The 19199-nt window shown below is 64.5% G+C and carries 18 protein-coding genes; 4 read left to right on the forward strand and 14 right to left on the reverse strand.

From position 1 onward, the window contains the following. Positions 1–135: 135 nt before the first annotated feature. The 4 genes from E8A46_RS10270 to E8A46_RS10285 form a co-directional block, all read right to left on the reverse strand. On the reverse strand, positions 136–372 hold the full coding sequence (locus tag E8A46_RS10270) for a hypothetical protein (protein WP_291560136.1): 237 nt from the start codon (positions 370–372) through the stop codon (positions 136–138). A gap of 26 nt (positions 373–398) precedes the next feature. Beyond that, positions 399–854, reverse strand: coding sequence for a GNAT family N-acetyltransferase (locus E8A46_RS10275; RefSeq protein WP_291560139.1), 456 nt, complete (start codon positions 852–854; stop codon positions 399–401). 19 nt (positions 855–873) lie between these two features. Next, positions 874–1902: a peptidoglycan -binding protein gene (locus tag E8A46_RS10280; RefSeq protein ID WP_291560141.1), complete on the reverse strand. Its 1029-nt coding sequence runs from the start codon at positions 1900–1902 to the stop codon at positions 874–876. A gap of 172 nt (positions 1903–2074) precedes the next feature. Next, entirely contained in the window at positions 2075–3067 is a 993-nt protein-coding gene (locus tag E8A46_RS10285; protein ID WP_291560143.1) for a flagellar motor protein MotA, read from the reverse strand. A 183-nt stretch (positions 3068–3250) separates the two neighbouring features. Here E8A46_RS10285 and E8A46_RS10290 point away from each other — a divergent pair, with 183 nt between their 5' ends. Next, on the forward strand, positions 3251–4072 hold the full coding sequence (locus tag E8A46_RS10290) for a DUF1295 domain-containing protein (protein ID WP_291560145.1): 822 nt from the start codon (positions 3251–3253) through the stop codon (positions 4070–4072). Then, positions 4069–5094: a cyclopropane-fatty-acyl-phospholipid synthase family protein gene (locus E8A46_RS10295; RefSeq protein ID WP_291560148.1), complete on the forward strand. Its 1026-nt coding sequence runs from the start codon at positions 4069–4071 to the stop codon at positions 5092–5094. Before E8A46_RS10290 ends, E8A46_RS10295 begins: the two co-directional genes overlap by 4 nt. Positions 5095–5127: 33 nt before the next feature. Here the strand turns inward: E8A46_RS10295 and E8A46_RS10300 are convergent, their stop codons facing one another. From E8A46_RS10300 to tkt, 10 genes are all read right to left on the reverse strand, one after another. Then, positions 5128–6936 carry a PQQ-binding-like beta-propeller repeat protein gene (locus E8A46_RS10300; RefSeq protein ID WP_291560149.1) on the reverse strand — a complete coding sequence of 603 codons (1809 nt, stop codon included), beginning with the start codon at positions 6934–6936 and terminating at the stop codon, positions 5128–5130. Positions 6937–7120: 184 nt separating this feature from the next. Continuing rightward, positions 7121–8188, reverse strand: coding sequence for a hypothetical protein (locus tag E8A46_RS10305; RefSeq protein ID WP_291560151.1), 1068 nt, complete (start codon positions 8186–8188; stop codon positions 7121–7123). Between the two features lie 339 nt (positions 8189–8527). Continuing rightward, positions 8528–9322, reverse strand: a complete 795-nt coding sequence (locus tag E8A46_RS10310) for an inositol monophosphatase family protein (protein ID WP_291560153.1) — start codon at positions 9320–9322, stop codon at positions 8528–8530. A 108-nt stretch (positions 9323–9430) separates the two neighbouring features. Continuing rightward, complete coding sequence (locus tag E8A46_RS10315; protein WP_291560155.1) at positions 9431–10504, reverse strand: tetratricopeptide repeat protein; 1074 nt, start codon at positions 10502–10504, stop codon at positions 9431–9433. A gap of 8 nt (positions 10505–10512) precedes the next feature. Continuing rightward, positions 10513–11193 carry a thiamine phosphate synthase gene (locus E8A46_RS10320; RefSeq protein ID WP_291560157.1) on the reverse strand — a complete coding sequence of 227 codons (681 nt, stop codon included), beginning with the start codon at positions 11191–11193 and terminating at the stop codon, positions 10513–10515. A gap of 1 nt (position 11194) precedes the next feature. After that, complete coding sequence (locus E8A46_RS10325; protein WP_291560159.1) at positions 11195–12241, reverse strand: class I fructose-bisphosphate aldolase; 1047 nt, start codon at positions 12239–12241, stop codon at positions 11195–11197. Between the two features lie 172 nt (positions 12242–12413). Further along, positions 12414–13481 (reverse strand): class II fructose-bisphosphate aldolase, encoded by a 1068-nt coding sequence (gene fba, locus E8A46_RS10330; RefSeq protein ID WP_291560161.1) that lies wholly within the window; start codon positions 13479–13481, stop codon positions 12414–12416. Between the two features lie 134 nt (positions 13482–13615). Next, a complete protein-coding gene (locus E8A46_RS10335) occupies positions 13616–14812 on the reverse strand; it encodes a phosphoglycerate kinase (RefSeq protein ID WP_291560163.1) in 1197 nt (398 codons plus the stop codon). A 125-nt stretch (positions 14813–14937) separates the two neighbouring features. Further along, positions 14938–15945: a type I glyceraldehyde-3-phosphate dehydrogenase gene (gene gap, locus E8A46_RS10340; RefSeq protein ID WP_291560165.1), complete on the reverse strand. Its 1008-nt coding sequence runs from the start codon at positions 15943–15945 to the stop codon at positions 14938–14940. A gap of 155 nt (positions 15946–16100) precedes the next feature. Continuing rightward, positions 16101–18083, reverse strand: coding sequence for a transketolase (gene tkt / locus E8A46_RS10345; RefSeq protein WP_291560167.1), 1983 nt, complete (start codon positions 18081–18083; stop codon positions 16101–16103). A 294-nt stretch (positions 18084–18377) separates the two neighbouring features. On the opposite strand from tkt, the gene E8A46_RS10350 reads away from it, so the two are divergent. Together E8A46_RS10350 and E8A46_RS10355 are read left to right on the forward strand one after the other, a co-directional pair. Beyond that, on the forward strand, positions 18378–18698 hold the full coding sequence (locus E8A46_RS10350) for a DUF4164 domain-containing protein (RefSeq protein WP_291560170.1): 321 nt from the start codon (positions 18378–18380) through the stop codon (positions 18696–18698). Continuing rightward, positions 18695–19078 carry a cell division protein ZapA gene (locus E8A46_RS10355; protein ID WP_291560172.1) on the forward strand — a complete coding sequence of 128 codons (384 nt, stop codon included), beginning with the start codon at positions 18695–18697 and terminating at the stop codon, positions 19076–19078. Before E8A46_RS10350 ends, E8A46_RS10355 begins: the two co-directional genes overlap by 4 nt. The last annotated feature ends 121 nt before the right edge of the window (positions 19079–19199 follow it).

A 19199-nucleotide genomic window follows, 5' to 3' on the forward strand; every position in this document is an offset into this window, starting at 1 on the left:
CCTGCCCCGCACTTGATGCGGGGTGGATACCGGTTCGCGTGAAGAAAACGCGTCAAAACAAAAGATTAGAGCGTCGGTTCTGATTCAATCAGAACCGATCTTGCTCCAAGATCTGACCGGGTCACGATCCCGGGATCAGCGATCGCCGCATTTCGGCGACAGCATCGGCACGTTCGCCCACACCCAGTTTTTCCAGGAACCGTCAGCCCCGACGCAGGCCGCCGAGGAAGCGGACGGCGGCTGCGCGTCGTGGCGATCTGCGAAGGTCTCGTCGGCGGCGTAATGCCGGTCGACGGAGGCCACCGACAGCCATCCCGCGGCGATCACGGCAACAAAGGTTGCCGTTCCCATGGCCAATTCGGTTCGCGTCATCGGACCTCTCCGCGGTTCGTCGTTTCTCAGCTCTGCGCCGTCCACTCCATCTTCAGCACCGGCCGGCCCGACGTCGGGTTGACGTCCTCGCCGGCGTGAACAAAGCCATGGCGCTCATAGAAGCGGATCGCCCTTGTGTTGTCGGTGTTGACCAACAGCGTGATGCGGTCGGGCGACAGCCGCTTCGCCTCATCGACCAGCCGTGCGGCAAGCGCCGAGCCCCAGCGATCGGGGGCGACCACCAGCTGGTCGAGATAGCCCGTGGTATCGATGGTGACGAAGCCGATCATGGCGCCCGCTTCTTCCGCGACCAGGATCGCCGCCTTCGGCACCAATTCGCCGCGCCAGCGCGCGCGCCACCAATCGACGCGGGCGGCGAAGTCGATGGCCGGGTAGGCCTGCTGCCAGCTCCGCTGCCACAGCGCGATCGCGGCATCTTCGTCTTCGGCGCGATAGGGGCGAAGGTGAAAGGGGGCGTTCATCAGCGCACCGCCGCCATGACTACCGTTCCGTCAGCTTCAGCTCGATGCGGCGGTTGCGCTTGTAGGCGTCTTCGGTCGCGGCGGTATCGAGCGGCTGGAATTCGGCGAAGCCGGCCGCGACCAGCCGTTGCGCCGGAACGCCGAGCGAAATCAGATATTGCACCACGGAGATCGCGCGTGCCGACGACAGCTCCCAGTTCGACTTGAACAGCGGACTGTTGATCGGCCGCACGTCGGTATGGCCATCGACCCGCAGCACCCAGGCGATTTCGCCCGGAATCTGCTTGTCGAGATCAATCAGCGCGCTCGCCAGCTTGTCGAGCTCGGCGCGGCCCTCCGGCAACAGCAGGGCCTGTCCGGTGTCGAAAAATACTTCCGACTGGAACACGAAACGGTCGCCGACGATCCGGATGTCCGGCCGGTTGCCGAGAATGGCGCGCAGCCGCCCGAAGAATTCCGAACGGTAGCGCGACAATTCCTGCACCCGCTGCGCCAGCGCGACGTTGAGCCGCTGACCGAGATCGGCGATCCGCCCCTGGGATTCCCGGTCGCGTTTTTCCGAGGCGTCGAGTGCCTCCTCAAGTGCGGCGAGCTGGCGGCGCAGCGCGCTGATCTGCTGGTTCAACACCTCGAGTTGCGCCAGCGCGCGCGCCGACACCTGCTTTTCGGAATCCAGCGCCTTGTTGAGCTCGGAGGCGCGGCCGGCGGCGTCGCTGCCCGCACCGGCGAGACCTTCATAGAGACCCTTGACGCGGTCGCGCTCGGTCTCGGCGGAGGCGAGGCCGGCCCGCACCTGGGTCAGCGTGTCCTCGAGACTGAGTTTGCCGAGCTTCTCCAGCGACAACAGGTCGTTCAGCTCCGCGATCTTGGCGTTGAGCTGTTGCAGCGCCTTGTCCTTGCCGGTGACCTCCTGCGACAGGAAGAATTGCACCACCAGGAACACCGAGAGCAGGAACACGATCGAGAGCACCAGCGTCGACAGCGCGTCGACAAAGCCGGGCCAGTAATTGAATCCGCTCTCACTGCGGCGCGCACGGGCCAGGGCCATTCACACTTTCTCCGTCAAAGCACTCTTCCAGTTCGGTGGCTTCGTCCTTCGAGACGGCGCTTCGCGCCTCCTCAGGATGAGGTCTTAGACCCTCATGGTGAGCAGCGTTGCAATGCAGCGCGTCTCGAACCATGTGGCCGGGCAAACCTGCAGCTTTCCCGTGGCACGTTCCCTAACTCTTCTCCGGCTGTTTGGCGATCCGCTCCAGCAGCCGCTTGATTTCGCGGTTCTGCTCGCCCTGGCCGTCGGCCCATTCGCGGATCATTTGCTGCTCGGTCCGCATATGCGTCACCAGGCCCTGGATGGCTTCGGCCAGATTGGCCATCGCCGCGGTGGTGCCGCGGCTCGCGCCGCCTTCCTCCAGGGTCAGCCGCAGCCGCTCGACCGTGGCCTGAAGTTCGCCGCTGCTGCCGGTCTCGCCGACATAGCCGCGCACCGTGGAGGCCAGCCAGTCCTCGAGGTCGGTATAGAAGCGGTTCTGCGCCTGGCTCGACTGCAGGTCGAGAAAGCCGAGAATCAGCGAGCCGGCGAGGCCGAACAGCGACGACGAAAACGAAATGCCCATGCCGCCGAGCGGCGCGGCCAGGCCTTCCTTCAGGGTGTCGAACAGGGCGCCGGCGTCGCCGCCGACCTTCAGGCCGTCGATCACCTTGCCGACCGAGCCGACGGTTTCGATCAGGCCCCAGAAGGTGCCGAGCAGCCCGAGAAATACCAACAGGCCGGTCATGTAGCGGGAAATGTCGCGGGCCTCGTCCAGCCGCGTGGCGATGGAGTCCAGCAGATGCCGCATGGTCTGCTGCGAGATCGTCATCCGCCCGCTGCGCTCGCCGCCGAGGATCGCCGCCATCGGCGCCAGCAGCGTCGGGTGCCGCTCGATCGCAAGCCCGGGATCGGCGATGCGAAAATTATTGACCCAGGCGACTTCCGGATAGAGCCGGATCACCTGGCGGAAGGACAGGATGGTGCCGACCGCCAGCACCAGGCCGATCAGGGCGTTAAGCCCGGGATTGGCGAAAAACGCGGTGACGATCTGCTTGTAGAGCACGACCATCACCAGCGCACACAGCACCAGGAAAACCAGCATCCGCACCAGGAAAATCCGTGGCGAGGACAGTTTGGCCAGTTCGATCTCCATCGCGGAGCGGGAAGAGGGGCCTGAAGGCATTGCCGATGTCATCCGTTGCGAGGAACCGCTTTCGGGCCTCAATATGACACAGCGAGCCTGAGAAAAAAGGCCAGTTGCGGTCAATCGGCGCCCGGATTGTGGAACTTCCGCGTGAAACCGCGCTTAGCCTTCAACGTATTTCTACAAATATTTGACGCCTCAGGCGGTTAGCGGGAATTTTCGATGACTTTGTATCTCGAGGCGCTTGTCGCGATCGCGCTGTCGCTGTCGTTCCTGATGGCGGGTGCATGGGCGGTGCAGCAGCGCACCGGCAATTCCGGCTGGGTCGACACCATCTGGACGTTCTCGCTCGGGCTGGTCGGCGCCGGCAGCGCGCTGTGGCCGGTTGCGGGCCGTGAACCCAATGCCAGGCAATGGCTGGTCGCGGCATTGGTGGCGATCTGGTCGCTGCGGCTCGGCCTGCACATCGCGGTGCGGACATCGGGCATCGCCGACGATCCGCGCAATGCCGCCTTTGCCCGCGACTGGGGCGTCGATGCGCCGCGCAGGATGTTCGTGTTTCTGCAAAACCAGGGATTTGGATCGATCCCGCTGGTGTTTGCGGTCTTTGTCGCCGCGCGCTTTCCTACCGAGCTGTTGCGCCCGCAGGATTATCTCGCCGCGCTGATCCTGCTTTCGGCCATCGCCGGCGAAGCGCTGGCTGACGCCCAGCTGAAGGATTTCCGGGCGCGTCCCGCCAACCAGGGCCAGGTGTGCGACGCCGGTCTGTGGCGCTGGTCGCGTCACCCGAACTATTTCTTCGAATGGCTCGGCTGGGTGGCTTATCCCGTCATCGCGATCTCGCCGGACGACCCGCTTCTTTATCCCTGGGGCTGGGCAGCCCTGCTGGCGCCGGCCTTCATGTACTGGATCCTGGTCCACGTCACGGGCATCCCGCCGCTCGAGGCGCAGATGCTGCGCTCGCGCGGCGGGCGCTACCGCGACTACCAGTCGCGCACCAGCGCCTTCTTTCCGCTGCCACCGCACAAGGGAGTGGTCACATGAGCTTCGTTGCCTCGATCATTGGCACCGCCGAGCGGGTGCCGCTGCCGGACCTCGTCATTCGCGCCGCGATCGCGCGGCTGTGCTCGCGCACCGCGGCACGGCTCGCGGCCGGCAACGCGGAAAGCGATGCCAGCTTTGCAACGGACATGGCGGCGCGCGCTATCGCCGAGCACACCGAGGCGGCCAACGCCCAGCATTACGAGGTGCCGGCGGCCTTCTTCGCCCGCGTGCTCGGACCGAACCGCAAATATTCATCGTGTTTCTACCGCAGGCCGGCCTCGACGCTGCAGGAGGCCGAGGAAGAAGCGCTGCGCCAGACCGTCGAGCACGCCAATCTTGCCGACGGCCAGTCGATCCTCGAACTCGGCTGCGGCTGGGGTTCGCTGTCGCTGTGGATGGCGCGGCAATTTCCCCATTCGCAGGTCGTAGCGGTGTCGAATTCGCACGCACAGCGCGAATATATCGAGAGCGAGGCCGCCTCGCGGGGTTTGAAGAATCTTCGCGTGGTGACGGCGGACATGAATGTTTTCGATCCCGACCGGCGATTCGATCGCATCGTGTCGGTGGAAATGTTCGAGCACATCATGAACTGGCGTGAATTGATGGCGCGGCTGCGCTCGTGGCTCGGGCCGGACGGCCGCTTCTTCATGCACATCTTCACCCATCGCTCCGGCGCCTATCTGTTCGATCGCGGCGATGGCGAAGACTGGATCGCCCAGCATTTCTTCACCGGCGGAGTAATGCCGAGCCATCATTTGATCCGGCAATACGCCGATTTGTTCGAGGTCGAGAAGGAATGGCGCTGGGGCGGCGAGCACTACCAGCGCACCGCGCTCGACTGGCTCAGGAACTTTGACGCCAACCGCACCGAGATCGAAAGCATCCTGCGCGGCGTCTATGGCGAGGATACCGCGCTGTGGATGCGGCGCTGGCGCTGGTTCTTCCTCGCCACCGCCGGGATGTTCGGTTACGCCGGCGGCAGCGAATGGGGCGTCAGCCATTACCGGATGAAGGCGGCTTGACGACGGTGGTTGACGATTGCGGTGCGCGGACGACTATCTGTGCTTGACGCCGAGCACGGACACCTTCGCCGTCGTCTGCTCTGATGGCCAGATGACTTCGGTCAGGCCGGTGGCGACGGCGACCAGCTGCCGTCCTTCGGTTTCGTAGGTGATGACGCCGCCGCCGATGGCGCCGCCAATCTTCCGGCCCCACAATTTGTCGCCGGTGTTGGCGTCGAGCGCGTAGAAATTGCCGCCCATGTCGCCGAAGAACACGACGCCGCCTGCGGTCGGCGTCACGCCGCTCTGCACCGGATAATTGGACTTGACCCGCCAGCGCCAGGCGCCGGTCTCGGCGTCGACGGCATAGACCCAACCCGCCCAATCAAACACCGGATCGGACTTGCCCCAGATGTTGTAGGGGTTGAGCGAATCCATGCCGGACCACGGTTTGCCTTCTGCGATCTTCTCCACCGCCTCCTTCGGCTGCACCGTCACCGTTGTGCACCATTCCACTTCGCCGACCATTACCAGATTGTTCTGCGGATCGTAGGCGGGGCCATTCCATTCGGCGCCGCCCGTGGAGCCCGGGCAGAAATGCACCGCCTTGCCGGGTTCGAACGGCGCCTCGGCGTTGTCGATCTTGGTGACGGGAACGCGATACATCTGCTTCTGCGAGGCAAGGTCAAAGGCATAGAGGTGGCCATCCTTCGGCGCGTCGAACAGGACCTTCTTGCCCGAAGCGATCGATGTGACCACCGGCGCGGCGGAGACGTCCCAATCATGCCAATCCTTGGGAACGAGCTTGAAATGGCCTTTGTAGGCACCCGTTCTGGCGTCGAGTTCGACGATCGAGCCGGAGTAAAGGTTTTCGCCGCCGCGCTGGCTGACCGCAAAATCTGGCGCCGGATTGCCGCCGGGCACGTAGAGGATGCCATTGCTCGGATCGAGCGTGTAGGAGGTCCAGGTGGCGCCGCCCGTGATCGGCTGGCCCGGCGGGGTGGTCCAGGTCGAAGCGGTGAGCGGTGAAGGCGCCTGCGGCCCGCGCTCGATGTCTCCGGGCGACTTGGGGACGAGGTAGAACTCCCAAACGATTTTGCCCGTCTTGGCGTCGAGCGCGTACATTCGCCCTTTCACGCCCTTCACGTCGCCGCCGGCGTTGCCGATGAAGACCAGTCCATTCCAGGCGATGGGCGCGGCCGGCGCGCTTTCGCCTTTCTTTGGGTCGGCAATGCGGGTTTCCCACAGCCGCTTGCCGCTCTTGAAATCGTAGGCGAGGACGCGTCCGTCCTGCGTGCCGCGGAAAAGCATATGCTCGAAAAACGCCGGGCCGCGGCTCACGCCCTGGGGTGAGGCGGGGGTGTAGTCCTCGTGGACTCGCCAATTCTCCTTGCAGGTATTCGGATTGATCGAGAAGATGTCGTACTCGGTCGTGAACATGAGCGCGCCTTCGATCTCCAGAAGGCCGGTGTTGAAGCCGGTGTACTGGCCGGTGTCATAGGTGCACAGCACCGACAATTCGCTGGCGTTCGCCCTCGTGATCTGATCGAGCTCGCTGAACCGCTCCGAGGTAAGCGTCTTGTTGTAACTCGGCCAGCTCTTCGAGTCGGTCGCGGTTTCGGCGGCTTTAACCGGCTTGGCGCCGGGCGCTACCGGGACCGCCCCGGACGGCATATTCTGCGCCGCGCTCTGGGCGCTATTGTGCTCGGTGGTCAGCGTGCCCTTTGGCGCGTCGAAGAAACGGATGTAATTGACGCCGAGTCCGACGACGGGCACGAGATCGTCCCACTCCCAATAAACGATACCGGCAACGGCGATCGCGCCGACCGCCGCTGCGCCAAAGACAGCCCTGAGAGCGACCATCGAGAATCCCTTTGAGGCCAGTCCTGCGCGCACCTGCTTGCAGAAGAAGGGAAATACTCCGGACGGAAAAAAGTTCCGATCAAGTTTACGCAGACGCCGCGAGTGGCCAGCCTGCTGCTGCCAGACTAATCAGCGAACGCGCGCGGAGACCCGTGCGGGCCATGGCCGTTCATCGTTTGCCGGCTCAACCGGTCGGCGCAACACCGGCGCTATCATTCCGCGTTTTTGGATGGCTCTCCGTCACACTGGATGCGACCTGCATGCTCAGGGGAATAGCGGTGTTGGTGCTGTGATGCGTGAAGGGGCGGTGTTCGGGCGTGCGGTTCCAGGAATTGAGGCTGCCCAGCGCGTCGAGCCAGCCGAGATATTGTTCATATCTTGCCTGGGGAAACTCTTCCTCGATCACGCAGCCCAGCGTGATGACGGAAACGGTCTCGGCGCGGGGGGATTGCAGCGAACGCAAAGCATTCTCGATGGCAAGGGCTCCCTTGCTGTGGCCGACGAGGCGACTGATGCCCGGAACGGCATCGAGGATGGCGTGCACATCGTCGGATGCGGCGCTGCCGTGCCGAAATACCGGCGCACCGGTCCCGGCCGGAACCCGCCCCGGCGTAGAGCGCGCCAGATCCTTGCCCATCATCGCCAGCGCCGGCGCGAACTTGGCCAGGAAATTCTGGGTCGCGCTTTGCAGCGCGTCGTACATTCCGAAGCCGAACCAGCCGCCGAACGCCTGCGGCACCACATCCGCCAGCCCGTAGCCAGGGACGACCGCCGCCACCGGCTCGCCGATCGCCTTCGAGACGTCCCACGCAAAGGCGACAGCGCCATAGGCCGAACTGCCGACGCCGGTGATGCTCAGGGTACGCAGCGTCGCGTCGTCGTCGCTGTTGGCAAAGTCAATGAATTGCCTCATGTCGGGAAACGGCGGACGCACGACGGCGCCAGGCTTTGCGTCGACGATAATGATGGAGCCGCTCGGATTGGTCGCCGCAGACAGATCGAGGGTCCGCAGCGGATGCCCCGCGGGCAACGCATCGCGGAACGCGCCCGTATTGATGAGGGTGTGCTGCGCCAGCAATGTCGTCGTCAACGCGCCGACATCGTAGAACAGCGCATCGAGCGCGGTATTGCCGAGCCGGCAAAGCCGCAGCATCGGCTCGACAAAGGGCTTCTGCAACTCATAGAGTTTGAGATTGCCGGCAGCCGCGGGCGACAGAGCGGCGGCGATCTGCGGCGATGCTGCGTCCGACATCAGAGTGTCCTTCCCTGTCCGGCGATGCAACCTTAGGTCATTTTGCAAGACTATTCGAGTCCGTTGAGCCAACGGAGCGTCTTTGAGCGAAAGCCTGCCCCGTACCCGATGTGTGATGGGGGCCGGCTCACGTCAAGAAGACGTGTCCCTCGCCACCGCCGGGATGTTCGGTTACGCCGGCGGCAGCGAATGGGGCGTCAGCCATTAGCGGATGAAGGCGGGGTAATAGTCGTCATTGCCTGGTTTGACCCGGCAATCCATCACTTCGAGAAATGCTTTTTGTGAAAATTGATGGATGCGCGGGTCAAGCCCGCGCATGACGATCGCGCTTAACTTGCGTCACTTCCCCAGCGGCTTCAAAATCTTCACCAGTTCGGCGTGGATGAATTCGTTGCCGCAGATTACATTGCCGGTCTTGAGCGGGTCGTCGTCGCCCGCGATCCCGCTGACGATGCCGCCGGCCTCGCGCACCATGATCTGGCCGGCCGCCATGTCCCATGGCTGCAGATTGCGTTCCCAGTAGCCGTCGAGACGGCCGGCCGCGACGAAGGCCATGTCGAGCGAGGCGGCGCCGAACCGGCGCAGGCCCGCCACCCGGTTCTGGATTTCGGCCATCTCGAGGCGCGACAGCTCGTGGTCGCCGCGTCCGATATGCGGCAGCCCGCAGGCGACCACGCAATCGTTGAGCTGGCGGCGGCCGGCGACGCGCAGGCGCTGGTCGTTGAGAAAGGCGCCCTTGCCGCGTTCGGCGATATAGAGTTCGTCGTTGGCGGGATTGTAGATCACGCCGGCGATCACCGTGCCCTCGCGCTGCAGGCCGATCGAAATCGCAAATTGCGGAATGCCGTGCAGGAAGTTGGTGGTACCGTCGAGCGGATCCACGATCCAGGTGTGGGTCTTGTCATCGCCGGCGCGAATGCCGCCTTCCTCGCCGATGAAGCCGTAACCCGGCCGTGCCTTGGTGAGGTCGGAGAGCAGCATCTCCTCGGCGCGCCGGTCCGCCATGGTGACGAAATTGGCGGGCCCTTTCAGCGATACCTGAAGGTTCTCGATCTCGCCGAGGTCGCGCTTGAGGCTGCGGCCGGCGCGGCGCGCGGCCTTGACCATGACGTTGATGAGGGCTGAATACAGCATGATCTCGGTTTGCCGTTGCAGGTTCGACGGTGAAGGTGCGCCGCCCCTCTCAAGCGGAGCGGCGAGACATCAGTGGGTGCCCTGCGGTGGCCGTGGCGTCAAGGCGGATCATCTGGTGCCGAGCCATTTGCGCACGGCGGCTTCGGCCTTGGCGCGGTCCTCGGGGCTCAGGTTTGCCAGGGCTTCGTCGAGCGCGGGGTCGCCCTTGCCGGCGGTTTTGGCGATCATGTGCCATTTCAGGGCCTCGACCTTGTCGACCGGCGCCCCCTGTCCGCTGGTCAGCACGCGCGCGAGGCGGTTTTGGGCGATCGGATTGTTCTGCCTGGCGGCCTTGCGCAACAGCGCGACCGCGGCAGGTTCGTTCTTTGGCGTACCGGTGCCATTAAAAAGTGCGATCGCATATTCGACCTCGGCGTCGACATTGTCGGCAAGGGACGCCGCCTGTAACAGCTGGGCCGCCTTTTCCGGGTCTTTGGCGACGCCGGTTCCCTCCTTGTAGAAGGTCGCGAGCGCATATTGCGCTTCGGGATTGCCGGCGTCGGCGGCGAGACGAAGCAATTCGGCCGAGCGTTTGACGTCCTGCGGCAGCGTCTGTCCGTCGAGATAGAGCAGCGCCAGATTGTAGGCCGCCTTGGGGTTGCCGAGCTTGGCCGAGGAGGCCAGCAGTTTGACGGCTTCCTCGCGATTGACCGGACCGCCGCGGCCGGCGAGGCGAAGCATCGCCAGTTCGAACATGGCCTCGCGGTCACCGGCATCGGCGGCGCGCCTGTACCATGCGGCCGCTTTCGCATCGTCGCGCTTGACGCCGAACGCATTGGCGTAGAGCTCGCCGAGCATCGTCATCGCCTTGGGATCGCCATTGTCCTGGGCGCGCCTGGTCGCGAGATCGAAGGTGGTCTTGTACATGCCGCGCTGATAGGCGCCGTACACCAGATCGACATTGGGATCGTCAGGCGTGGGCGCCGGAGTGACCGTCGCGGTCGGCGCCGGAGTGGCCGCGGGATTCGCCGGCGCGGCGGGCTTTGTGACGATGGCATGCGGCTTTGCTTTCGGCTTGGCGGCCGGCTTGCTCGAAGGCGGCGGCGTCTGCGCCGCCGGCGGCGCCAGCGACATCTGCGCCGTCGCATTGACCGTCAAGATCGGAAAACTTGCGAGCACCAGGATCGGACGCAGGATCTTCATTTCCAGCGTTATCCCTGCTCGGCTTTGGCTTTTCCGGACCCCGCGGCGTGCGCCTGCCGGATCGTCCGCCCGGCCTCCTTCAGTGCCGCCGCCGCGCCACGCGGATCGGCCCAGATGAAATCGCCGACCAGCACGAAATCCGCGCCGGCGGCGGCGAATTCAGAGGCTTCATCGCGCGACCCCGCAAAGCCGACGCAGGGCGGCTCGAACAGCTCATCCCACCACTGCAGGCGTTCGCAGATCGCCTCGACCGACGGCCGTTGCCCGCTGGCGTCGGGCTCGCCGAACAGCACGTAATCCGCGCCCAGTTCGCCCGCCGCCATCGAATCGTGCCGTGTCGTCAGCCCGCCGACCCCGGCGATGCGGTCGGGTTTCAAGGTCGGCAGCGCATCCTGCAGGGCTTCGATCCCGGTCAGATGCGCACCATCGGCGCCGGCGCGCGCGACCAGTTCGGCATGGCCATCGAGCAACAGCGCCGCGCCCTGGTTCTGGACCGCGGGCGCCAGCGCCTTGATGCGCGAGATCATGGTGCGCAGGTCGGTCGGCTTGAGCCGCAGCAGCACGGCGGCGACATCGGCTTCCGCCAGCAGACGCGGAAGGAGCGCCAGCAGGTCTTTCGGATCATCCACCTCAGGCGTCGCGAGGTAGAGACGCGGCAGGGGACGCTGCGGTGCAGGGTTGGTGGCCAATCTATCTCGCCTTCCCGGTTTCCAGTTCGGCCTTCCATTCGCCCTTGCTCGCAAGCGAATTCATCCGCGCGCGGTGGTTGAATGCAAGCTGGCCCGCGGCGACATTCTCGGCCTTGCCCGACCACGCCTTCTGCGGCGCCGCCTGCAGCGCGCGGCCATAGGAAAAGCTGAGACGCCACGGCAGGTTGCCGATCCGATTCATGGCGTCAAGATGCGCGGTGGCGTCCTCGTCGGACTGGCCGCCGGAGAGAAAGGCAATGCCGGGTACCGCGGCGGGAACGCAAGCCTTCAACAGCCGAATGGTTTTCTCCGCGACCTCTGCGACGGAGGCTTGCTTGGAGCTTTTCTTGCCGGCAATGGCCATGTTGGGTTTCAGGATCATGCCTTCCAGCGCGACGCGCTGAATCCGCAGCTCCTGAAACGTCTTGTTGAGCACGCGCTGCGTCACTTCATAGCAGCGCTCGATGTCGTGATCGCCGTCCATCAGGACTTCCGGCTCGACGATCGGCACGATCTGGGCGGCCTGGCACAGCGCCGCGTAACGCGCCAGCGCGTGGGCATTGACGTGGATCGCGGTCATGGTCGGGATTTTCGGGCCGCCAGTGCCCGAGCCGCCGATGTCGATCACCGCGCGCCATTTGGCGAAGCGCGCGCCGGAATCGTAATATTTCTTCAGGCGCGCGGCGAGATTGTCCAGCCCGGCGGTGACCAGTTCACCCGGACAACCCGGCAAGGCCTGCGTGCCCTCATCGACCTTGATGCCGGGGATCGCGCCGGCCTGTTCGATCAGCCTGACGAGCGGCGTGCCATCCTTGGCGTTTTGCCAGAAGGTCTCGTCGTAGAGGATGACGCCGGAGATGTACTGCGCCATCGCCTCAGTGGAACGAAACAGCATTTCGCGATAGTCGCGGCGCGACTCCTCGGTCGATACCACGTTGATGGCGTCGAAGCGCTTTTTGATGGTGCCGGAGGATTCGTCGGCGGCGAGCAGGCCCTTGCCCGGTGCAACCATGGCCAGGGCGACCTTGTTGAGATCGGCGAGATTCATCGGGGCCTCTTTCCGAAAAAGCGCGATATCCTTGCGAGCCAAACTAGACGGTTCTCGGGCAACGACCAAGCAAACGAGCAAACGCTCAAAGCAAACGGTCAACGCAAACGTTCAAAATCAAAATGCGGGGGCCGCGCGGAGGCCAGCTTGCCCGGCCGGCGCGGGCCCGCCTTCACGCGATTTTCGGATCGAGCTCACCCTTGACGTAACGCTTCGCCATCTCGGCGGTGGTCAGCACCTTCTTGATCTTGCCGGCTTGCCCTGCGGTATTGAACTCCTGCAGCCTTTGTTTGCAGAGCTTGGCCATCGCCTCCATCGCCGGCTTGAGATATTTGCGCGGATCGAATTCCTCCGGATTGTCGTGCAGCACCTTTCGGATTTGTCCGGTCATCGCCATGCGGTTGTCGGTGTCGATGTTGATCTTGCGCACGCCGTTCTTGATGCCGCGCTGGATCTCGGAAACCGGCACGCCCCAGGTCGGCTTCATCTTGCCGCCATTGGCGTTGATGATGTCCTGCAGGTCCTGCGGCACCGAGGACGACCCGTGCATCACCAGATGCATGTTCGGCAGCTTGCGGTGGATTTCCTCGATCACGTTCATGGCCAGAATGTCGCCGTCCGGCTTGCGGGTGAATTTGTAGGCGCCGTGCGAGGTTCCCATCGCGATCGCCAGCGCGTCGACTTTTGTCTCTTTGACGAACTTGACCGCCTCGTCCGGGTTGGTGAGCAGCTGGTCGTGCGACAGCTTGCCCTCGGCGCCGTGGCCGTCTTCCTTGTCGCCCATGCCGGTCTCGAGCGAACCGAGCACGCCGAGTTCGCCCTCCACCGAGATGCCGCCGAGATGGGCCATGTCGGTGACGGTCTTGGTGACGCCGACATTATAATCCCAGTCGGCGGCGGTCTTGCCGTCGGCTTTCAGCGAGCCGTCCATCATGACAGAGGTGAAGCCGGCCTGGATCGCGGTCATGCAGGTATCGGGTCCGTTGCCGTGATCCAAATGCACGCAGACCGGAATCTGCGGATAGATTTCGGTGACCGCATCCATCATGTGCTTGAGCATAATGTCATTGGCGTAGGACCGCGCGCCGCGCGAGGCCTGGATGATCACAGGCGCGTCCAGCGAGGAGGCGGCTTCCATGATGGCGAGCGCCTGTTCCATGTTGTTGATGTTGAAGGCCGGCACGCCGTAGTCGTGCTCCGCCGCGTGGTCGAGCAATTGACGCAACGTGATCCGAGCCATGGGTCCTGTTCTCCGTGTTGGGGCTTCGCCGCCCGATCCGGTCAAAATCTTTTATAGCGCATGATCTCCGCGCAAACGCTTTCGCGTTTGTCGCGAGGGAAAACCGGTTCCCCCTTTTCCGGATCACGCTCAATCTAGCGTATTCTCAAAACCTCGACACCGGGCAACGGTTTGCCTTCCATCCATTCGAGGAACGCGCCGCCCGCGGTCGAAACATAGGTGAAATCGCCGGCGACGCCGGCCAGGTTGAGCGCCGCCACGGTGTCGCCGCCGCCGGCGACCGAGATCAGCTTCTTCGCCCTGGTTCGTTCGGCCGCGTGCCTTGCCGCCACCATGGTGCCGCGGTCGAACGGCGTCATCTCGAAGGCGCCGAGCGGGCCGTTCCAGACCAGCGTCGCGGCGTCGTCGATCGCCGCGCGGATTCGCGCCACCGACTGCGGCCCGACATCGAGGATCATGCCGTCGGCGGGAATCGCATCGATGCCGTAGGCATGCGACGGCGAATTGGCCGCGAACTGAAACGCCACCACCGCATCCACCGGAAGGATGATGGCACAATTGGCGGCTTCCGCCTTTTCGAAGATCCGCAGCGCGGTCGCCGCGAGATCCTTTTCCGCCAGCGACTTGCCGATGCCGACGCCTTGCGCATGCAGGAACGTGTTGGCCATGCCGCCGCCGATCACCAGTGCGTCGACCTTGCTGACGAGATTTTCCAACAGGTCGATCTTGGTGGAGACCTTGGCGCCGCCGATGATCGCGATCACCGGTTTGGTCGGCGCTTCCAGCGCCTTGTTCAGCGCGTCAAGCTCGGCCTGCATGGTCCGCCCGGCATAGGCCGGCAGTTTGTGGCCGAGGCCTTCGGTCGAAGCGTGCGCGCGGTGCGCCGCTGAGAAGGCGTCGTTGACCCAGATGTCGCCGAGTTTCGCCAGTTCGGCGACAAAGCCCGGGTCGTTGTTTTCTTCCTCTTTATGGAAGCGGGTGTTTTCCAGGCAGAGGATGTCGCCGTCCTGCATCGCGGCAATGGCCTTGGCGGCGACGTCGCCGATGCAGTCCGCGGCGAAAGCGACCGGCTTCTTGATCACCTGCGACAGTGCGGCCGCGACCGGCTTCAGCGAATCCTTGTCGTCGCGTCCCTTGGGCCGGCCGAAATGCGCGAGCAGGATCACCTTGCCGCCCTTGCCGGAAATCTCGAGGATGGTGGGCGCAATGCGCTCGAGCCGGGTCAGGTCGGTGACGTGGCCGTGTTCCATCGGAACGTTGAGATCGACGCGCAGCAGCACGCGCTTGCCCTTCACGTCGACGTCATCGAGGGTGCGGAATGATTTTGTCATTTCGGGCTCTTGTCCTGGGCGCTGCGCAGCGCAAAGCGATGCGCTGCAGAACCGGGACCCATGTTTGTTGGTCCCGGCTCAGCGGTGCAGCGTCAAGACGCTGCACCGCGTCCGGGACATGAGACTTACAGCAGCTTACCCATCGCCACGGCGGTATCGGCCATGCGGTTGGAAAAGCCCCATTCGTTGTCGTACCACGACATCACCCGCACCAGCGTGCCGTTCTGCACCTTGGTCTGGTCCATGTGGAACGTGGAGGAATGCGGGTCGTGGTTGAAGTCGATCGAGACGTTGGGCGCGGTGGTGTAGCCGAGGATGCCCTTCATCTGCTGCTCGGAGGCGCGCTTCATTGCCTCGTTGATTTCCTTGATGTCGGTCTTGCGCGAAGCCACGATCTTCAGGTCGATCACCGAGACGTTCGGGGTGGGAACGCGGATCGCGACGCCGTCGAGCTTGCCCATCAGTTCCGGCAGCACCAGGCCGATCGCCTTGGCCGCGCCCGTCGAGGTCGGAATCATCGACAGCGCCGCGGCGCGGCCGCGATAGAGATCCTTGTGCAGGGTGTCGAGCGTCGGCTGGTCGCCGGTATAGGCGTGGATCGTGGTCATGAAGCCGGTCTCGATGCCGACGGTGTCGTTCAGCACTTTGGCCACCGGCGCGAGGCAGTTGGTGGTGCAGGAACCGTTGGAGACGACGAGATGATCCTTGGTCAGTTTGTCGTGGTTGACGCCGAACACGATGGTCGCATCGGCGTTTTCGGCCGGGGCCGAGACCAGCACGCGCTTGGCGCCGGCGGTCAGGTGCAGGGCCGCCTTGTCCCTCGCCGTGAAGATGCCGGTGCATTCCAGCGCGATGTCGACGCCGAGTTGCTTCCACGGCAGCTTGGCGGGATCGCGCTCGGCGGAAACCTTGATCTTGCCGTTGCCGAGGCTGATCGAATCGCCGTCGATCGTCACGGTGCCGGGGAACCGGCCGTGCACGGAATCGAAGCGCAGCAGATGGGCGTTGGTCTCGACCGGGCCGAGATCGTTGATCCCGACCACCTCGATATCCCTGCGGCCGGATTCGGCGATCGCCCGCAGCACGTTGCGGCCGATGCGGCCAAACCCGTTGATCGCGACCCGGACTACCATGCTCGTTTCTCCTCTAAAGCTGATGTCATCCCCGCAGGGAACGCTACCCTGCGGAGATTTGGACGGCGGATCGCCCGGTTCGGCCGGACGAGAACGGATAAGATAGGTTTTAGGTAGTCCTTTTTCCCGGCAAGCTCAACCGTCGGAAACCGCCGCTAGACGCGTTTCAGGACTGCACTGACCGCGGCCTCGGCGGTAATTCCAAAATGCTTGTACAAATCCTTGGCGGGCGCGCTGGCGCCGAAACCGTGCATGCCGATAAATACGCCATCGTGCCCGATCACGGCGTCCCAGCCCCAGCGGACCGCGGCTTCGATCGCGACCTTGACCGGCGCCTTGCCGATGATCGCCTCGCGCCGCTCGGCCGGCTGCGCCAGCAGCAATTCGAGCGAGGGCACCGACACCACCCGCGTCGCAATGCCGCGCTCGGCCAGCTGCTTCTGCGCGGCCACCGCGATCTCGACCTCGGAGCCGGTGGCGAACAGCGACACTTTGGCCTCGCCCTGGGCCGCGACCAGTTCGTAGCCGCCATGGCTGCACGGATTGTCCGAAGGTGCGGTGGTGCGCAATTGCGGAAGGTTCTGGCGGGTCAGCGCCAGCACCGTCGGCCCGTCGGTGCGGTTGAGCGCGAGTTCCCAGCATTCGGAGACCTCGACCGCATCGCAGGGACGGAACACCCGCATGTTGGGAATCGCGCGTAGTGCCGCGAGATGTTCGACCGGCTGGTGCGTCGGTCCGTCCTCGCCGAGCCCGATCGAATCGTGGGTCATCACATAGACCACGCCGGTGCCCATCAGCGCGGCGAGCCGCATCGCCGGACGCGCATAGTCGGTGAACACCAGGAAGGTGGCGCCGTTCGGCGCGAAGCCGCCGTGCAGGAAGATGCCGTTCATGGCGGCAGCCATGCCGTGCTCGCGGATGCCGTAATGGATGAAGCGGCCCTTCGGGGTCTTCGCCGAGAAGTCCGTCGCCGATTTCGCCTTGTTGTTGTTGGAGCCGGTGAGATCGGCGGAGCCCGCCAGAAATTCCATCGGCATCGCCGCGGCGATCGCCTCGATCACGGACTCGGACGATTTGCGGGTGGCGATGTTCTGCGGGGTTTCCAACAGCGCCTTCTTGTGCGCCTTGAATGCTTTCGCCAATGCTGCCGGCCGCTCGTGCTTCAGGCGGCGCTCGAACTCGGCGCGCTTGCGGTTCGACAGCGTGGCGAAGCGCGCTTCCCATTCCTTGCGCGCCGCGACGCCACGGCTGCCCGCTTCGCGCCAGGCCTTGAGGACGTCGTCGGGCACCGAAAACGGATCGAGCGAGATGCCGAGCTTTTCCTTGGCGCCCTTGAGTTCAGCGGCGCCGAGCGCCTCGCCGTGCGCCTTGTTGGTGCCGGCCTTGGTCGGCGCGCCGTAGCCGATCGTGGTCTTGCAGGCGATCAGCGAGGGTTTGTTGGACTTCTGCGCCCGGGCGATGGCGGTGGCGATGGCTTTTTGATCCTGACCGTCGATCAGTTCGGCCGCCCAGCCGGCGGATTTGAAGCGCTTCACCTGGTCGACCGAGTCGGCGATCGAGGTCGGGCCGTCGATCGAAATGCCGTTGTCGTCGTACAGCACGATCAGCTTGTTGAGCTTCCAGTGCCCGGCCATGGCGATCGCTTCCTGCGACACGCCCTCCATCAGGTCGCCATCGGAGGCGAGCACATAGGTGTGGTGATCGACGATCTTCTTGCCGAATTCGGCCGCCAGCATCTTCTCCGCGAGCGCCATGCCGATGGAAGTGGCGATGCCCTGGCCGAGCGGCCCCGTGGTGGTCTCGATGCCCTTGGTGTGGAAATTTTCCGGATGCCCCGGGGTCAGCGATCCCAGCTGGCGGAAATGCTTGATCTGGTCGAGCGTCATGTCGGCATTGCCGGTGAGATACAATAGCGCATAGAGCAGCATCGAGCCGTGGCCGGCCGACAGCACGAAACGGTCGCGGTCCGGCCATTTCGGCTCGGCGGCGTCGAATTTCAGGAATTGCGTGAACAGCACGGTGGCGACGTCGGCCGCGCCCATCGGCAGGCCGGGATGGCCGGAATTCGCCTTCTCGACGGCGTCCATCGCGAGCCCCCGGATCGCATTGGCCATACGGGTGTGATCGACATGGGTCATGATGAAAATCCGCCTGAAATGAGATGCTTGGTGCGTTCCGCGCGGGAGCGAATGGCTGCGGCATGAGCCGGTTGGCCAAGCCTGAAGCCATGAAAGTAAGGCTGGATAGCACCTCAATTCCCGGAGTCCAAGGCACTGCAACGCCGGCCGAGGGGGAAAAGTTGCTTAGCGGTGCATAGTTCCGAAGCGGCGTTGCGCTGGGCTCGCTTGCCACGTAAATTTAATCGCCTAAACGCTTGCCGGACCGCGAATTTTGCTGTGCGTCAGGCTTATGGAAGGTGCGCGCTGTCTGTCATGAGCGATCGTCCCGCCAACGGTTCGGGCAACGCCGAACCAGCTTCAGTCGACATCGATGCCGCGACGCGCCGGCTGATGGGCGCGCTCGACGCCTTGGAAAGGGCGGTCGAACGGCGGCGCGAGGCCGACCGCGACGAGGAGGAGCTGGCGGCCCGGATCCAGGCGCTCGGCGCCGATCGATCGCGGCTGGCCGACGAACTCGATGGATCGCTGGTGAAGTCGCGCCGGCTGGAGCGCGCCAATCGCGAGATCGCCGAGCGGCTTGACGCGGCGATCGGCACCATCCGCTCGGTGCTCGATTCGGGAGGCAGTTCATGAGTCATGTCAACGTCACCATCAACGGCCGGCAATACCGGATGGCCTGCGAGGAAGGCCAGGAGACACGGCTGCTGCGGCTCGCCGAGAGTCTGGAATCGCGGATCCAAAGCCTGCGCGGCAAGTTCGGCGAGATCGGCGATGCGCGCCTGACCGTGATGGCGGCGCTGACGGTGTGCGACGAACTGCTCGACGCCAGCAACCGCATCCGCGGCCTCGAGGAGGAGCTTGATGCGCTGCGCGACGTCCGCATGGTCGCCGCCGATCGCGCCAGGGCGACGCAGCTCGCAGTGGCCAATGCGCTGAACGCCGCCGCCGACCGAATCGAGCAGACCACGCAGGTGCTGAACCGCACCATCGGCGGCGGCGTCGCGATCGGCTAGCACCACGCTTGCCCTCCGGCTTACCCTCCCCTGGAGGGGGAGGGTCGACGCGAATGCAATGAGCGGCGGGGTGGGGTGAAGGTCTATCGTCCTCGTCGGTGTGTCAGCGTCTCGCTCGCGG

Source organism: Bradyrhizobium sp. (assembly GCF_004799445.1).
Taxonomy (GTDB): domain Bacteria; phylum Pseudomonadota; class Alphaproteobacteria; order Rhizobiales; family Xanthobacteraceae; genus Bradyrhizobium.

Excerpts from the sequence above, each read along its gene's own strand:
- E8A46_RS10350 (WP_291560170.1), top strand. The coding sequence starts at position 18,378 with ATGAGCGATCGTCCCGCCAACGGTTCGGGCAACGCCGAACCAGCTTCA.
- E8A46_RS10315 (WP_291560155.1), bottom strand. The coding sequence starts at position 10,504 with ATGAAGATCCTGCGTCCGATCCTGGTGCTCGCAAGTTTTCCGATCTTG.
- E8A46_RS10325 (WP_291560159.1), bottom strand. The coding sequence starts at position 12,241 with ATGAATCTCGCCGATCTCAACAAGGTCGCCCTGGCCATGGTTGCACCG.
- E8A46_RS10270 (WP_291560136.1), bottom strand. The coding sequence starts at position 372 with ATGACGCGAACCGAATTGGCCATGGGAACGGCAACCTTTGTTGCCGTG.
- E8A46_RS10300 (WP_291560149.1), bottom strand. The coding sequence starts at position 6,936 with ATGGTCGCTCTCAGGGCTGTCTTTGGCGCAGCGGCGGTCGGCGCGATC.
- E8A46_RS10285 (WP_291560143.1), bottom strand. The coding sequence starts at position 3,067 with ATGCCTTCAGGCCCCTCTTCCCGCTCCGCGATGGAGATCGAACTGGCC.
- E8A46_RS10295 (WP_291560148.1), top strand. The coding sequence starts at position 4,069 with ATGAGCTTCGTTGCCTCGATCATTGGCACCGCCGAGCGGGTGCCGCTG.
- E8A46_RS10335 (WP_291560163.1), bottom strand. The coding sequence starts at position 14,812 with ATGACAAAATCATTCCGCACCCTCGATGACGTCGACGTGAAGGGCAAG.
- gap (WP_291560165.1), bottom strand. The coding sequence starts at position 15,945 with ATGGTAGTCCGGGTCGCGATCAACGGGTTTGGCCGCATCGGCCGCAAC.
- E8A46_RS10305 (WP_291560151.1), bottom strand. The coding sequence starts at position 8,188 with ATGTCGGACGCAGCATCGCCGCAGATCGCCGCCGCTCTGTCGCCCGCG.
- E8A46_RS10290 (WP_291560145.1), top strand. The coding sequence starts at position 3,251 with ATGACTTTGTATCTCGAGGCGCTTGTCGCGATCGCGCTGTCGCTGTCG.
- E8A46_RS10275 (WP_291560139.1), bottom strand. The coding sequence starts at position 854 with ATGAACGCCCCCTTTCACCTTCGCCCCTATCGCGCCGAAGACGAAGAT.
- E8A46_RS10355 (WP_291560172.1), top strand. The coding sequence starts at position 18,695 with ATGAGTCATGTCAACGTCACCATCAACGGCCGGCAATACCGGATGGCC.
- tkt (WP_291560167.1), bottom strand. The coding sequence starts at position 18,083 with ATGACCCATGTCGATCACACCCGTATGGCCAATGCGATCCGGGGGCTC.
- fba (WP_291560161.1), bottom strand. The coding sequence starts at position 13,481 with ATGGCTCGGATCACGTTGCGTCAATTGCTCGACCACGCGGCGGAGCAC.
- E8A46_RS10280 (WP_291560141.1), bottom strand. The coding sequence starts at position 1,902 with ATGGCCCTGGCCCGTGCGCGCCGCAGTGAGAGCGGATTCAATTACTGG.
- E8A46_RS10310 (WP_291560153.1), bottom strand. The coding sequence starts at position 9,322 with ATGCTGTATTCAGCCCTCATCAACGTCATGGTCAAGGCCGCGCGCCGC.